Annotated in this window: 13 protein-coding genes; 5 read left to right on the top strand and 8 right to left on the bottom strand. The window is 70.2% G+C overall.

What is annotated here, in order from left to right; all coding sequences use genetic code 11:
* Positions 1 to 118: 118 nt before the first annotated feature.
* On the bottom strand, positions 119 to 1,111 hold the full coding sequence (locus ACFY1U_RS29665) for an aldo/keto reductase (protein WP_390697183.1): 993 nt from the start codon (positions 1,109 to 1,111) through the stop codon (positions 119 to 121).
* A gap of 499 nt (positions 1,112 to 1,610) precedes the next feature.
* Between ACFY1U_RS29665 and ACFY1U_RS29660 the strand changes: the two genes are divergently transcribed.
* Positions 1,611 to 2,483 (top strand): DUF2637 domain-containing protein, encoded by an 873-nt coding sequence (locus ACFY1U_RS29660; RefSeq protein ID WP_390697182.1) that lies wholly within the window; start codon positions 1,611 to 1,613, stop codon positions 2,481 to 2,483.
* Between the two features lie 7 nt (positions 2,484 to 2,490).
* Here the strand turns inward: ACFY1U_RS29660 and ACFY1U_RS29655 are convergent, their stop codons facing one another.
* The 3 genes from ACFY1U_RS29655 to ACFY1U_RS29645 all read right to left on the bottom strand — a co-directional run bounded on the left by ACFY1U_RS29655 (position 2,491) and on the right by ACFY1U_RS29645 (position 4,529).
* The gene (locus ACFY1U_RS29655) at positions 2,491 to 3,096 is read right to left on the bottom strand and encodes a DinB family protein (protein WP_390697181.1); all 606 of its coding nucleotides are present in this window, start codon (positions 3,094 to 3,096) and stop codon (positions 2,491 to 2,493) included.
* A 68-nt stretch (positions 3,097 to 3,164) separates the two neighbouring features.
* Positions 3,165 to 3,758, bottom strand: a complete 594-nt coding sequence (locus ACFY1U_RS29650) for a Uma2 family endonuclease (protein ID WP_390697180.1) — start codon at positions 3,756 to 3,758, stop codon at positions 3,165 to 3,167.
* A gap of 87 nt (positions 3,759 to 3,845) precedes the next feature.
* A complete protein-coding gene (locus ACFY1U_RS29645; protein ID WP_390697179.1) occupies positions 3,846 to 4,529 on the bottom strand; it encodes an SGNH/GDSL hydrolase family protein in 684 nt (227 codons plus the stop codon).
* A 128-nt stretch (positions 4,530 to 4,657) separates the two neighbouring features.
* Here ACFY1U_RS29645 and ACFY1U_RS29640 point away from each other — a divergent pair, with 128 nt between their 5' ends.
* Both ACFY1U_RS29640 and ACFY1U_RS29635 read left to right on the top strand, forming a co-directional pair.
* On the top strand, positions 4,658 to 5,644 hold the full coding sequence (locus tag ACFY1U_RS29640) for a WD40 repeat domain-containing protein (protein WP_390697178.1): 987 nt from the start codon (positions 4,658 to 4,660) through the stop codon (positions 5,642 to 5,644).
* 154 nt (positions 5,645 to 5,798) lie between these two features.
* Complete coding sequence (locus ACFY1U_RS29635; protein WP_390697177.1) at positions 5,799 to 7,316, top strand: cellulase family glycosylhydrolase; 1,518 nt, start codon at positions 5,799 to 5,801, stop codon at positions 7,314 to 7,316.
* A gap of 52 nt (positions 7,317 to 7,368) precedes the next feature.
* Here the strand turns inward: ACFY1U_RS29635 and ACFY1U_RS29630 are convergent, their stop codons facing one another.
* A complete protein-coding gene (locus tag ACFY1U_RS29630) occupies positions 7,369 to 7,851 on the bottom strand; it encodes a hypothetical protein (RefSeq protein ID WP_390697176.1) in 483 nt (160 codons plus the stop codon).
* 84 nt (positions 7,852 to 7,935) lie between these two features.
* Positions 7,936 to 9,054, bottom strand: coding sequence for a phosphoserine transaminase (serC, locus tag ACFY1U_RS29625; protein WP_390697175.1), 1,119 nt, complete (start codon positions 9,052 to 9,054; stop codon positions 7,936 to 7,938).
* A 180-nt stretch (positions 9,055 to 9,234) separates the two neighbouring features.
* Between serC and ACFY1U_RS29620 the strand changes: the two genes are divergently transcribed.
* Together ACFY1U_RS29620 and ACFY1U_RS29615 are read left to right on the top strand one after the other, a co-directional pair.
* Entirely contained in the window at positions 9,235 to 12,093 is a 2,859-nt protein-coding gene (locus ACFY1U_RS29620; RefSeq protein ID WP_390697174.1) for an FAD-binding and (Fe-S)-binding domain-containing protein, read from the top strand.
* A gap of 191 nt (positions 12,094 to 12,284) precedes the next feature.
* The gene (locus ACFY1U_RS29615) at positions 12,285 to 13,208 is read left to right on the top strand and encodes a DMT family transporter (protein ID WP_390697173.1); all 924 of its coding nucleotides are present in this window, start codon (positions 12,285 to 12,287) and stop codon (positions 13,206 to 13,208) included.
* A gap of 19 nt (positions 13,209 to 13,227) precedes the next feature.
* On the opposite strand, the gene ACFY1U_RS29610 is transcribed toward ACFY1U_RS29615, so the two are convergent.
* Entirely contained in the window at positions 13,228 to 13,977 is a 750-nt protein-coding gene (locus tag ACFY1U_RS29610) for a class I SAM-dependent DNA methyltransferase (RefSeq protein ID WP_390697172.1), read from the bottom strand.
* Positions 13,978 to 14,048: 71 nt separating this feature from the next.
* On the bottom strand, positions 14,049 to 14,447 hold the full coding sequence (locus ACFY1U_RS29605; protein ID WP_390697171.1) for a DUF6234 family protein: 399 nt from the start codon (positions 14,445 to 14,447) through the stop codon (positions 14,049 to 14,051).
* Between the last annotated feature and the right edge of the window lie 39 nt (positions 14,448 to 14,486).

Genomic DNA, 14,486 nt, shown 5'->3' with positions numbered 1-14,486 from the left:
GTTGTTTGCTGTCGTCGCCCTGGCGGCTGCGCTCGGTAGGTAGCGCATCGCCGACGCGGCGGAGCCGCATATCGAATGCAGCCCCGCCGCCCCTGAAGGGGCGCCCCTGCTCGGGGCGCTACCAGGCGAAGGCCTCCGGCGACGGGCCCGGGCCCGGGAAGATTTCGTCCAGGCCGGTGAGAAGCTCGTCGCTCAGTTCCAGCTCCGCCGCCCTGATCGCCGACTCCAGCTGCTCGGCCGTGCGCGGGCCCACGATCGGGCCGGTCACGCCGGGGCGGGTCAGGAGCCAGGCCAGGGCGGCCTCGCCGGGTTCCAGGCCGTGCTTGTCGAGCAGGTCCTCGTACGCCTGGATCTGCGCGCGGATGGTGGTGTTGGCGAGGGCGTCCGCGGCCCGGCCGCCCGCCCGGCGGCCGCCCTCGACCTCCTTCTTGATCACACCGCCGAGCAGGCCGCCGTGCAGCGGTGACCAGGGGATGACCCCGAGGCCGTACTCCTGGGCGGCCGGGATGACCTCCATCTCGGCTCGGCGCTCGGCCAGGTTGTAGAGGCACTGTTCGCTGACGAGACCGATGGTGCCGTCGCGGCGGGCGGCGATCTCGTTGGCCTGGGCGATCTTGTAGCCGGGGAAGTTCGAGGACCCGACGTAGAGGATCTTGCCCTGCTGGACCAGGACGTCGATCGCCTGCCAGATCTCCTCGAAGGGGGTGCGGCGGTCGACGTGGTGGAACTGGTAGACGTCGATGTAGTCGGTCTGCAGCCGCTTCAGGCTGGCGTCGACCGCGCGCCTGATGTTGAGCGCGGAGAGCTTGTCGTGGTTGGGCCAGGTCTCGCCGTCGCCGGCCATGTTGCCGTACACCTTGGTGGCGAGGACGACCTTGTCGCGGTGGGCCGCGCTCTTGGCGAACCAGTTGCCGATGATCTGTTCCGTACGGCCCTTGTTCTCGCCCCAGCCGTACACGTTGGCGGTGTCGAAGAAGTTGATGCCGGCGTCCAGCGCCGCATCCATGATCGCGTGGCTGTCGGCCTCGTCGGTCTGCGGTCCGAAGTTCATGGTGCCGAGCACCAGTCGGCTGACCTTGAGTCCCGTGCGTCCGAGCTGCGTGTACTCCATGAACACCCAGCCAACGGCCTGGAGTGCGCTCTAGGCAAGGGATTCCCCAGAAAATGATCTATCCCTGCAAATGATCTCCGCTGTGCGAGAAGAATTCAAAAGACAAACTGCTGGATGACAAACGCTCTAGTCGATGTTTTCGTCGAATTGGCCTCACTCGTTTGCCGCGCATCCGGAGGAGGGGACGCGGCGTTAGCGGAATATGGCGAAAGCAAGGTTCCTTAACCCGTACCGTTCCGGAGCGACCGCGGAGGATCTGCCCCCCGCCCGTGCGGTGACAGTGGGCCGCTACACCTTCACGCCGGCCGCGGCGTACTCGGCGGCCGATGCGTGCGGCACCTTGCACGGGGACGGCGCGCGGATCGAACTGCAGGTCACCGGGACCCTCTTCAGCGAGTTCCTGGGAATCCTGGACACGGCTCAGGAGGAACTCGGGCGGCGGTGGAACGATCAAGGACGGTCCGGCTGCCACGCGGTTACATGACGGGGGCGGACCTCTATGAACGACGAATACCTGGATCTTTCCTTCACCCCGCACGAACGGTATCCCGGTGACTACCCGACCGGGCTGGCCACCGGCCGCCACCGGGGTCCCGCAGAGGACATGTACGCCACGGGCCCTCTGGTGGAGGGCTGGGACCCGGTCGAGGAACTCACGTCCCTCCTGCAGAACGCCGTGACGGCGGAGCAGGCGGGCACCGTGCCGCCGCCGCCTCGTCGCGAGCCGCCGCAGCAGCCCGACCTCGACTTCACGGGCGAGTCGATGGACAACCTGGCGAGGATCACCGCCGAGTTGCCACCCATCCGGCGCCGTACCGTCCGGCACCGGAAAGTGCGGTTCCGGCTGCGCTTCCGCTTCACCTGGCTGCAGACCGTCAGCTTTCTGATCGCCGCGCTCGCCGCCGTGATCGTTTCGATGGTGAGCGTGTTCGGCGGCATGGTGGCCTATGCGCCTCTGCGGCACGTCGCGTCGGCCACGCAGGGCGGGATACTGACCTGGTGGCCGCTTCTGGTCTACGGCCCCTGGATGGTGGCCTCGCTCTCCATCCTGCGCAGCGCCCTCCACCAACGCAGGGCCGTGCACTCCTGGTTCGTCGTTCTGCTCTTCTCCTTCCTTGCGATGTCACTCTGCGTGGCCGAGGCCGACAGGAGCTTCACCGGTATCGCCGCTGCGGCCCTGCCGACGCTCGCGTCCCTGGCCTGCTTCCAGCAACTGGTCCGTCAGATCACGCTGACCCGGCCGCCGCGCAGAAACATCTCCCGCCATCGTCATCGCCAGACGCCCACCAGTGCCAAGTCCCCCGCCTCCAAGAGCGGTTCGGGCACGTCCAAGCCGCGCCCCAGCGGTGGTGGCACGGCCTCCCGAAGCTGACCGGGGATCAGGCCGGCTTCCGGCCGGCCTCCCGCGCCGCACGCTCCACCCGGTCCCGGTGGCTCTCCCACCAGGCCGCGTCATCCGACGGCATGCTGTCGTTGCCCTGGTTCATCCCCACCGCGCCGTCCGTGAGTTCGCGCAGGATGTCGGCGTGCCCGGCATGCCGGTGCGTGTCGGCGATCACGCGCACCACGGCGTGATGCAACGTCACCTCGTCCCTGCCCTCGGGCCACCACGGCACCCTGCCGACGGTGTCCAGAGGCAGTGAGTCGATCGTCGCGTCCGTGTGCGCCCACGCGCTGCGGTAGAGGTCCACGACGTACGCGCGGGACTCGCCGGCGGTGGCCCACAGGTCCGCGTTGGGTTCACCGCCCGCTGCCATCCAGGGCAGCGGCCCGCCGGACAGCGGACGCCCGAAGGTGTCGCCGAGGTAGCCCAGCTCCGCGCCGGTCGCGTGCTTCACCAGGCCGAGGAGGTTGGTGCCGGTCGGTGTCCGCGGACGGCGGATGTCGTACTCCGAGAGCCCTTCGAGCTTCCAGAGCAGGGCATCGCGGGCGGACTGCAGATAGAAGTGGAGGTCGGCCTTGGCGTGAGGGGTGGGGGAGGTCATGGGGGCAGTCTGCCGCCGGCGCGATCTTTGGTCACCGGTTTTCCACCGCTCGTGGCAGTGCGCCGGGTTCAGTCGCGGGGGAAGTCGTCGGTCTTGAGGGTGAGGTCGATGATGGTGCCGGTGAGGTCGATGTCGGTGCCGAAGTCCACGGACGTCCGTACGGCGTAGTCGCCGTCCTTGGGTTCGGTGTAGACGTGGCACCGCCCCTGATAGGGATCGGCGATGACGTAGACGGGGACCTCGGCGACCGCGTACGCCGTCTTCTTGGGGCCGTAGTCGTTGGCGGCGGTTCCCTTCGAGATGACCTCGGCGACGAACTCGACATCCTGGTACCGCCAGTGTCCCGTGTCGTCCTTCTGCGCCGCGTCGCTGAGCTTGGCGAGGTCGGGGCAGAAGCCGTTCTCAAAGCCCGGGAAGTCGATGCGGACGTCCGAGAACACTCTGGTCTTCCTCCCGAAGCGGTCCACGAAGGACAAGAGGATCTCGCGGATGATTTCCCAGTGAGTGTCCCGCTGTGGCGTCATGTGGACGTTGCCCCCGACGATCTCGACCCTGAATCCCTCGGGGACGGGCATACGCTCAAGGCGCTCGAACCACTCGTCCAAGCGCTTGGTGTTGGCGTCGGCGTCGGCCATCTCGATCCTGTCCTCCAGGACGGTCATCGTGGCGCTCCTCCCCGGCTGCCCACGTTCGAGTGCAGCCGCGCAGTACAACGATACGCACGGTGACCGGGACACGCACCGATCAAGTCACCTTGTTCGAGCCACGTACGTTTCGCCCAGGTCCCACGCCTGATACATCGCCTCCGCGAACGCCTCCGCCAGCCGGTGCTCACCGCTCGCGTTGGGATGCGTGCCGTCGTACGTGTCCAAGTGGATGTCATACGACTCCGGCACCGACGCGAGCAGCAGCGGTGAGGACGGTTCGTCCAGGTCGGCGATCGTCTTCGCCAGCAGCTCGTTGAAACGGGTCACCTCCGCCGCGAACGGCGGGTCTGACTCCGCCCGTACGTTCGGGATCACCGGCAGCATCACCATTCGCACCCGCGGGTTCGCCTCCCGCGCCGCCGCAACGAACGCCCGCACGTTCTCCGCCGTCTGCTCCGCGTTCGTGTAGAAGCCCAGGTCGATCAGGCCGAGGGAGACCAGCAGGACGTCCGCGCGGCAGGAGCGCACCGCCTCGCCGATCAGCGGAGCCATGTGCAGCCAGCCCTCGCCCCAGCCGGCCAGATGTGCGCGCGGGAAGCCGGGGTCGGCGTACTCGTACGACACCGGCGCGTCCGCCGCCTTGTCGTACAGCGTCTCGCGCGGGCCGACCAGGGCGAACGGGCCGCCGTACGTCTCGCGCAGGTGCTCCCACATCCGGTAGCGCCATGTGTGCTCGCCCGCGCTTCCGATCGTCATGGAGTCGCCGACCGGCATGAATCTGAGCATCCGCTCATGATGGACGATCGAGGAGGGATCAGGGAGGGACCAATGGGGCGGGTGGGGTGTGAGGCCTGCCACGCGCCCCGCGCCGTCACCCGCCCGTGAACACGGGGCCGGGATGGCAGGCTTGGGACATGCGCCGACCGTTCGCTCTCCTCGCCGGGGTCCTTCTCGTGGGCGCCCTCGCCGCGCCCGCATCCGCCGCAGCCGGCGACGGCAAGGGTGACCAGGGCTTCACCATCAAGGACTCGCGCATCGCCGAGTCCAGCGGCCTGGCCGCCTCCCGCCTGCACCCGGGCATCTTCTGGACCCACAACGACAGCGGCGACGGCCCGTACATCTACGCCGTCGACAGCGGCACCGGGAAGACGGTCGCCCGCGTCACCCTCAGCGGTATCGGCGCCCCCCGCGACACCGAGGCCATCTCCATCGGCCCCGACAACCAGATCTACGTCGGCGACATCGGTGACAACCTCGGCGGCAAGTGGCCGTACGTGTGGATCTACCGGCTGCCCGAGCCGAAGAAACTGGTCGACCAGACAGTGCGGGCCACGCAGTACGTGGTGAAGTACACGGACGGGGCGCGCAACGCCGAGTCGCTCGTCATCGATCCGAAGACCGGTCGCGCCTACATCATCGACAAGAACGAGAACGGCGGGCACCTGTACGAGGGGCCGGCCAAGCTCTCCACCTCCGGCACGAACTACTTCAGGCCCGTCGCCACCGTCGACCTCTGGGCCACCGACGCCGCCATCTCCCCGGACGACGGACAGCTCGCCGTGCGCGGCTACTTCGGCGGGATCTACTACGACTGGAACGGCGGCAGGATCAAACGCAAGGGGCGCCTGAACGTTCCGCTGCAGGGCCAGGGCGAGTCCATCACCTACTCCGTCGACGGCTCGAAACTCCTTTACGGCAGCGAGGGCGCCGACAGCTCCGTGCAGGCGCAGGACGTGCCGGGCGGGGCCCGGGGTCCCAAGTCGCCCTCGGGTGGCGGGAGTTCCAGTGCATCGGGCGGGATCGGTGACGGCGTGAGCGGCAATCTCAAGGTCGGCGCGCTCACCGTCGCCGTCGCGGCGGCGGTCGTGTTCGGATTCCGGCGGCTGCTGCGCCGTAACTAGTCACCACTGGTCGCTCTTCTTTCTCCTCGACCGGCTCGCTTGTTGTCACGCACAGGGTTGACGTGTTCATGAGAGCTGCTTCCATTGGAGGTGCCGGGTTGTGGGAGCGCTCCCACTCGTTCCGGGCCCGCGCCTCCCGAGAGGAAGCAGCGACATGTTCCGCAGCCTGCGAAGAGCGCTGTGCGCCGGTGCCGCGGCGCTCCTGTTACCGCTGGGCGTCGGCGCGCACACCGCACACGCGGCCGCCGTCCCCGGCGCCGGCCACTGGCACACCAGCGGCCGTCAGATCCTCGACGCGGCCGGGCAGCCGGTCCGGATCGCCGGGATCAACTGGTTCGGCTTCGAGACCGCCAACCACGTCGTCCACGGCCTCTGGTCCCGCGACTACAAGTCCATGATCGACCAGATGAAGTCGCTGGGCTACAACACGATCCGGCTGCCCTACAGCGACGACATCTTCAAGCCGTCCACCGTGCCCAACAGCATCGACTTCAGCAGCGGCAAGAACGCCGATCTGCAGGGGCTCAGCTCCCTCCAGGTCATGGACAAGCTCGTGGCGTACGCCGGCCAGGACGGCCTCAAGGTCATCCTCGACCGGCACCGGCCGGACTCGGGCGGACAGTCGGCGCTCTGGTACACGGCGGCCGTCCCCGAGTCGACATGGATCGCCGATCTGAAGGCGCTGGCCGCCCGCTACCAAGGCCAGGACACCGTCATCGGCATCGACCTGCACAACGAGCCCCACGACCCGGCCTGCTGGGGCTGCGGCGACACGGCGACCGACTGGCGGCTGGCCGCCGAGCGGGCCGGCGACGCGGTGCTCTCCGTCAATCCCGACCTGCTGATCTTCGTCGAGGGCGTGCAGACGTACGGCGGGGTGTCGGGGTGGTGGGGCGGCAACCTGATGGGCGTCGCCCAGTACCCGGTGCGGCTCGACGTGGCGAACCGGGTCGTGTACTCCGCCCACGACTACGCGACCAGCGTGGCCCAGCAGCCCTGGTTCAGCGATCCGGCGTTTCCCGCCAACATGCCGGGCGTCTGGGACAGGTACTGGGGCTACATCTTCAAGCAGAACATCGCGCCCGTGTGGGTCGGCGAGTTCGGTACGACGCTGGCCTCGACCGTCGACCAGAAGTGGCTGGCGGCGCTGGTGAGCTATCTGCGGCCGACTTCGACGTACGGGGGCGACTCCTTCCACTGGACGTTCTGGTCCTGGAACCCCAACTCCGGTGACACCGGCGGAATCCTGAAGGACGACTGGACGACCGTCGACACGGTGAAGGACGGCTATCTGGCGAGCGTCAAGGCACCGCTCTTTCCCGGCACCGGCACGGGCGGCGGGGGCGGCGGCGGTGGGGGCGGCGGGAGCACGGCCGGGTGCTCGGCCTCGTACACCGTCAGCAGCGACTGGGGCAGCGGCTTCAACGCCGAGGTGAAGGTGACCAACACCGGGACGAGCGCGATCAGTTCCTGGAAGGTGACCTGGACCTGGAGCGGGTCCCAGCAGGTCACGAACATGTGGAACGCCTCGTACACCCAGAGCGGTTCGACCGTGACCGCGGTGAACGCCTCACACAACGGTGCGATCGCGGTGGGCGGTTCGGCCGACTTCGGGTTCGGGGGCGCGCCCGGGGGCGGAGGTGTGCCGAGCGTGACGTGCACGGCGGCATGAACAAAGGGCGCCTGGTGCCTGCCGGGCGCCCTCGTCGCCGTACTCGGACGGTTCAGCCGCGCACGGGGATGATCCCGTGGATCCGGCGTGGTTTGGGGGCGTCGAGCATGCTGACGCCGTTGTAGCGGCGGCCTCGGAGGAAGAGCACGGGAGCGGCGACGAAGGTGACGAAGATCGAGACGACACTGACCGGGAACAGGACCGGCAGCGACTGGCCCTCGGGCAGTGTCTTGCCGCCCTCGTGGATGGCGTAACCGAATGCCAGGAAGAAGACGAGCACGGTCAGGGCGGCCAGGGCCAGCAGGATGGTGGCGGTCCGGCGGGTGTGGGCCTCGTCGCGGACCTCGGCCAGCAGGGAGGCGTCGCACTGGGGGCAGGTCAGTTCCACGGTCTGCTTGCCGGACTGCGGCCGGCGTACCCGGTAGAGGCTGTCCCGCCAGGTGATCCGACGGGTCCGGGTGAGGAAGCCGGTCGTCTTGTCGCTGAGGATGTGGCGCACCGCGACCTGCACGGTGCCCGGTATCGGTCTGTTCATGCCACCGCCGTACCCAAGGAACAGGGCCCTGTCACCGACAGGGCCCTGCAACAAGTTACGGAACTACCGGGTTTGAAGCGGGAGTTACAGCTTCTCGATCACGTAGTCGATGCACTTCGTCAGGGCCTCGACGTCCGCCGGGTCGATCGCCGGGAACATCGCGACGCGCAGCTGGTTGCGGCCGAGCTTGCGGTACGGCTCGGTGTCGACGATGCCGTTGGCGCGCAGCACCTTGGCGACGGCGGCCGCGTCGACCTCGTCGGTGAAGTCGATCGTGCCGATGACCGCCGAGCGCTTGGCCGGGTCGGTGACGAACGGGTTGGCGTACTTGATGTCCTCGGCCCAGCCGTAGAGGGTGCGGGCGGAGGTCGCCGTGCGGCGGACCGACCAGTCCAGGCCGCCCTGGCCGTTGAGCCACTCCAGCTGCTGGTTCAGCAGGAAGAGGGTGGCGAGGGCCGGGGTGTTGTACGTCTGGTTCTTGCGGGAGTTGTCGATCGCCGTGGGGAGCGAGAAGAACTCCGGGACGTGGCGGCCGGACGCGTGGATGCGCTCGGCGCGCTCGATCGCGGCCGGGGAGAAGATGCCGATCCACAGGCCGCCGTCGGAGGCGAAGGACTTCTGCGGGGCGAAGTAGTAGACGTCCGTCTCGGACACGTCCACCGGGAGGCCGCCGGCGCCGGAGGTGGCGTCGACCAGGACCAGCGCGCCCTCGTCGGCGCCGGCCACGCGCTTGATCGGCATGGCGACACCGGTGGAGGTCTCGTTGTGGGTCAGGGCGTAGACGTCGACGCCCGCCTCGGCGACCGGCTCGGGGTGCGTGCCCGGGTCGGAGACGATGACGTCCGGCTCGGCGAGCCACGGGGCCAGCTTGGCGGCCTTGGCGAACTTCGAGGAGAACTCGCCGAAGTTGAGGTGCTGCGACTTGTTCTCGATCAGGCCGTGCGTCGCGATGTCCCAGAACGCGGTGGAGCCGCCGTTGCCGAGGATCACCTCGTAGCCCTCGGGCAGGGAGAACAGCTCACTGATGCCCTCGCGCACCTTGCCGACCAGGTTCTTGACCGGGGCCTGGCGGTGGGAGGTGCCGAGGAGGGAGGTACCGGTCGCGGCCAGCGCGTCCAGCGCTTCCGTCCGCACCTTGGAGGGGCCCGCGCCGAAACGTCCGTCGGCGGGCTTGATGTCAGCGGGAATCTGGATCTCAGCCACGGGGTGAGGTTAGCTGTTTCGGGAAACCTGGGTGAAACGTGGTCCGTCGGGTGAGACGGCGGTGTCGTGGCCGTAGCGGGGGGCTGCCGCCCCCAGACCCCCGCCTTTCGGCCTGAACGGCCTCGTCCTCAAACGCCGGACGGGCTGGTTGGTGTCGGCCGTGGCTGATTTGCTGGCCCCATGGCGGATCTCGAGGCACGTTTGCGCGAGGTTGTCCGGGGTGAGGTGCGGTTTGACGTTGCCGCCCGGGCGCTGGTCACGATGGACGCGTCCAATTATCGGCGTGTCCCGTTGGGGGTGGTCGCCCCGAGAGACGCCGAGGACGTGGCCGCCGTGCTGGAGGTCTGCCGGGGGCACGGCGTGCCCGTCGTGGCGCGGGGCGGGGGTACGTCCATCGCCGGGCAGGCCACCGGTACCGGTGTCGTTCTGGACTTCACCCGGCATATGAACCGGATCGTGTCCCTGGACCCCGAGGCCCGTACCGCCGTCGTCCAGCCGGGGCTCGTCCTGGACCGGCTGCAGGAGGCCGCCGCCCCGCACGGGCTCCGGTTCGGGCCCGATCCGTCCACGCACAGCCGCTGCACGCTCGGCGGGATGATCGGGAACAACTCGTGCGGTTCGCACTCGGTGGCGTGGGGGACCACCGCGGACAGTGTGCGGGAGCTGGACGTGGTCACCGCGGGTGGGGAGCGGTTGCGGCTCGGGCAGGGGTGGGCCGGGGCGCCGGACGGGCTGCGGGGACTGGTCGAGGGGGAGTTGGCACGGTTGCGGACCGGGTTTCCGGAGCTGCCCCGCCGTATCTCCGGGTATGCGGTGGACGCGCTGCTGCCGGAGAAGGGGGCCGATGTCGCCCGTTCCTTCTGCGGGAGCGAGGGCACGCTGGGGGTGCTGACCGAGGCCGTCGTACGGCTCGTCGAGGCGCCACGCGCGCGTGCGCTGGCCGTGCTGGCGTACGCCGACGAGAGCGCCGCCGCCGAGGCCGCGGCCGGACTGCTGCCGTACGGGCCGCTGACCGTGGAGGGGATGGCGGCCGATCTGGTGCCGTCCACGGCCGGGCTGCCGCGGGGCGGGGCCTGGCTGTTCGTGGAGACCGGCGGGGAGACGGAGGCGGAGGCACGCGCGCGTGCGGAGGCGGTCGTGCGGGCCGCCGATGTCGTCGACTCGCTCGTCGTCACCGATCCGGGCGGGCAGCGGGTGCTGTGGCGGATCCGCGAGGACGCCAGTGGTACGGCGACCCGGATGCCGGACGGGAGCGAGGCCTGGCCCGGGTGGGAGGACTGCGCGGTACCGCCCGCGCGGCTCGGCGCCTACCTGCGGGACTTCAGGCGGCTGCTGACCTCCCACGGGCTGCGCGGCACCCCTTATGGGCACTTCGGGGACGGCTGCATCCATGTCCGTATCGACTTCGACCTGCTGAGCGAGGCGGGCGTCGGCCGGTTCCGGCGCTTCTCGGAGGAGCTCGCGGACCTGGTCGTGGCGCACGGCGGATCGCTGTCCGGGGAGCACGGCGACGGGCAGGCGCGGGCGGAACTGCTTCCGAGGATGTACGGCGAGGACATGGTCGCCCTCTTCGGGCGGGTCAAGGGCGTGTGGGACCCGGACGACCTCCTCAACCCCGGCATGCTGGTCCGTCCGGCCCCGCTCGACGCGAACCTCCGCTTCTCGGTCCTGCCCCGGAAGCCGGTCGACGTGGCCTTCGGGTACCCGGCGGACGGCGGCGACTTCTCCGCGGCCGTACGGCGGTGCGTGGGCGTCGCCAAGTGCCGTACGACCTCCGCGTCCGGCCCGTCCGTCATGTGCCCGTCCTTCCGGGCGACCGGCGAGGAGGAGCACTCCACGCGCGGGCGTGCCCGGCTGCTGCACGAGATGCTGGCCGGCGAGGTCGTCACCGACGGCTGGCGGTCGACGGAGGTGCGGGACGCGCTCGATCTGTGCCTGTCCTGCAAGGGGTGCCGGTCCGACTGCCCGGTCGAGGTCGACATGGCCACGTACAAGGCGGAGTTCCTGCACCACCACTACGCCGGGCGGCGCCGCCCGGCCGCGCACTACAGCATGGGATGGCTGCCGGTGTGGCTGCGGCTGGTGGACCGCACCCGCACCGCCCGGCTGGTCAACGTCCTCGCCTCCGTGGGGCCGTTGGCGGCGCTCGCCAAGCGACTGGGCGGGATCGCGCCCGAGCGGCGGATTCCGCGGGTGGCGACCGAGACGTTCACCCGGTGGTTCGGGCGCCGTGCCAGGGCGCGGCAGCGGCGGATGATCCGCGAGCTGGGACCGGCGTACGAGGAGTCCTTCGGCAGGCCCGTCCTGCTGTGGCCGGACACCTTCACGGAGCACCTCTCGCCGGAGGTGGGGAAGGCGGCCGTGCGGGTTCTGGAGGCGGCCGGGCTGAAGCCGGTCCCGCTGCCCAGGCTGCCCCGGCACCGCCCCGTCTGCTGCGGGCTGACCTACCTCTCGACCGGCCAACTCGACCGTGCCCGCGAGGTGTTGCGCCGCACCCTCGACCAGCTCGACGTCCTGGTCTCCCCGGACGCGGCCGAGACCCTCGCGCCCCTCGTCGTCCTGGAACCCAGCTGCGCCGCGGCCCTGCGCACGGACCTGCCGGAGCTGCTCCACGACGATCCCCGCGCCGCCCGCCTCGCCGCCTCGGTCCTGACCTTCGCGGAGGCGCTGGAGCGGTACGCCCCCGACTGGGTGCCGCCCGCCCTCGACCGCCCGGTCACCGGGCAGACCCACTGCCACCAGCACGCGGTCCTCGGTGACGGGGCGGACCGCCGGCTGCGCGAAGCGGCCGGGCTCACCGGGGAGTTGGCGGGCGGCTGCTGCGGTCTTGCGGGCAACTTCGGCTTCGAGAAGGGCCATTACGAGGTGTCGGCGGCCTGCGCGGAGGAGCAGCTGCTGCCGGCCGTGCGGGACGCGGCGGACGGCACCGCCGTACTGGCGGACGGCTTCTCCTGCCGGACGCAGTTGGATCAGCTGGCGGGGGTGCGTGGGAGGCATCTGGCCCAGGTGCTGGCGGAGGGGCTGGCGGAGGAGCCGTAACAGCGGCTTCCCCGACGGCCGCCCCCTCTTCCGTGACGAGGAGCCCTGGCCCCGCAGCCGAGGCTGCCGTGTCCACCATTCAGGACAGCTGCAAAATGGGTTCACACGCCTGACCGAGTCCACTACCCTGGACCTGGCAGTGCATCTCGATGAACAAATCGTGAACCCCGAGCCGAGCACCTGGACCGCCCGTGACCAGCCCCAGTACCACCACCTCACCGTCAGCGGTGCACACCCCGACGGCCCCGCATCGCCGAGGCTCCCTCGGACCGGTCGGCCTGGTCCTGTCCGGCGGTGTGTCGGTGCAATTCGGCGCCGCGCTGGCGGTGAACCTGATGCCGCGGGCGGGCGCGCTCGGCGTGGTCACCCTCCGCCTCCTCGCCGCGGCCGTGGTGCTGCTGCTGATCTGCCGCCCCCGGCTGCGCGGCCACTCGCGCACCGACTGGGGCACGGTGATCGTCTTCGGTATCACCCTGGGCACGATGAACGGCCTCTTCTACCAGGCGGTCGACCGCATCCCGCTCGGCCCGGCGGTCACCCTGGAGGTCCTCGGCCCGCTCGCCCTGTCGGTCCTGGCCTCGCGCCGCGCGGTCAACGTCGTCTGGGCCGGACTCGCCCTCACCGGCGTCTTCCTGCTCGGCGGCGGAGGCTTCGACGGCCTCGACCCGCTCGGCGTCGCCTTCGCGCTGGGCGCGGGCGCCATGTGGGCGGCGTACATCGTGTTCAGTGCGCGTACGGGCCGACGGTTCCCGCAGGCGGACGGGCTGGCGCTGGCCATGGCGGTGGGGGCGCTGCTCATGCTCCCGCTGGGGATCGCCGAGTCGGGCGCGAGGCTGTTGGACCCGGTGACGATCGCGCTGGGCTCGGCGGTGGCCATCATGTCCTCGGTGCTCCCGTACACCCTGGAACTCCTGGCCCTGCGCCGCCTCCCCGCGTCCACCTTCGCGATCATGATGAGCCTGGAACCGGCCCTCGCCGCGACCGCCGGCTTCCTCATCCTGGGCCAGTCCCTCTCCCCCTGGCAGGCCGCCGCGATCGCCCTGGTCATCGGGGCGAGCATGGGGGCGGTGCGGACGCAGGTGGGGCGGGGGAAAGCGCCGGCGCCGGAAGCCTGACGGCCGGTGCCGGTTGTGTTCAGCCGGCGGGCTTCTCCCAGACCGACACGTGCTGTCGGCTGTCGCTGGTGAAGGGTTCGCGGGTCCAGCCGTCCCACCGGTCGCGCAGCCGCATCCCGGCCAGCCGGGCCATGAGGTCGAGCTCCGACGGCCAGACGTAGCGGAAGGGGACGGCGAGATACGAACCGTGGCCCTCGCCGTCGATCCGCACGTGGTGCGAGCTCATCGACTGGGTGGCGACGTCGTACAGATCGAAGCCGAGCCGTCCGTCCTCCACCCGGAACGGCACGGCGTTCTGCCCGGGCGGCAGCCGGCGCAGATCGGGGACGCCCACCTCGACGACGAAGCGGCCCCCGGGTTCCAGATGCTCGGCGACGTTGCGGAAGCAGTCGACCTGGGCGTCCTGCGAGGTCAGGTTGTTGATCGTGTTGAAGACGAGGTACGCCAGTGAGAACCGGCCCTCCGCCTTGGCCGTCGCGAAGTCCCCGATCGTCACACTGATCGCGTCACCCCCGGGCTTGGCCCGCATCCGCTCGACCATCGCCCGGGACATGTCGATGCCGTGCACCTCCACACCGCGCCGCGCGAGCGGCAGAGCCACGCGGCCCGTGCCGATGCCGAGTTCGAGCGCGCGCCCGTTCCCGCTTCCGGCCAGCTCCGCCAGCAGGTCGACCACCGGATCCAGCGTGTCCGCCGCGAACATCTCCGCCGTCGACTCGTCGTACCCCGCCGCGACGGATTCCCCGAAGTAGCCATCCTCATCGATCACCGGGGGACCGTACTGCGGGGGTGGTGGGCGGCGCGCCTCAATTTCGGCGCCTCAATTCAAGCGGTTCGCGTTCAGCAGTTGGCGCTGTACCGGACACAACCGGGCGGCGGGGAGTGGTCGTGGTTCCACTCGCGCTGCGCGGCCGTCAGCGCTCCGCCGGCCAGGAGCGCCACCAGCAGGTGCGCGACCACGGTCCAGCGGGCACGGAAGACTGCCGCGACGACCGCCAGGACGAGTACGACGATCAGCAGTTCTCGCAACCGCCCCATGTGCGCGAGGGCTGCCGCGTCGATCCGCGCCTGGTCGCCCTGCGCCGCCCATACCTCCAGGCCGTAGCCGTACATCCAGTCCAGCACGAGCCACCCCGTCTCCAGCAGGAACAGGGGGATCGCGAGGGCCAGGTCCACGCCCAGCCGCGTCCTGCGCGACCAGGGCCACCGGCGGGCCGGTCGTACGAGGGTGTCGGTCATGGGTGCAGCGTGCCGCGCCGGGTGGCGACACGCATGAGC

The organism is Streptomyces sp. NPDC001351, assembly GCF_042896045.1.
GTDB lineage: Bacteria > Actinomycetota > Actinomycetes > Streptomycetales > Streptomycetaceae > Streptomyces.
This window is presented reverse-complemented; position numbering and strand designations above follow the sequence as displayed.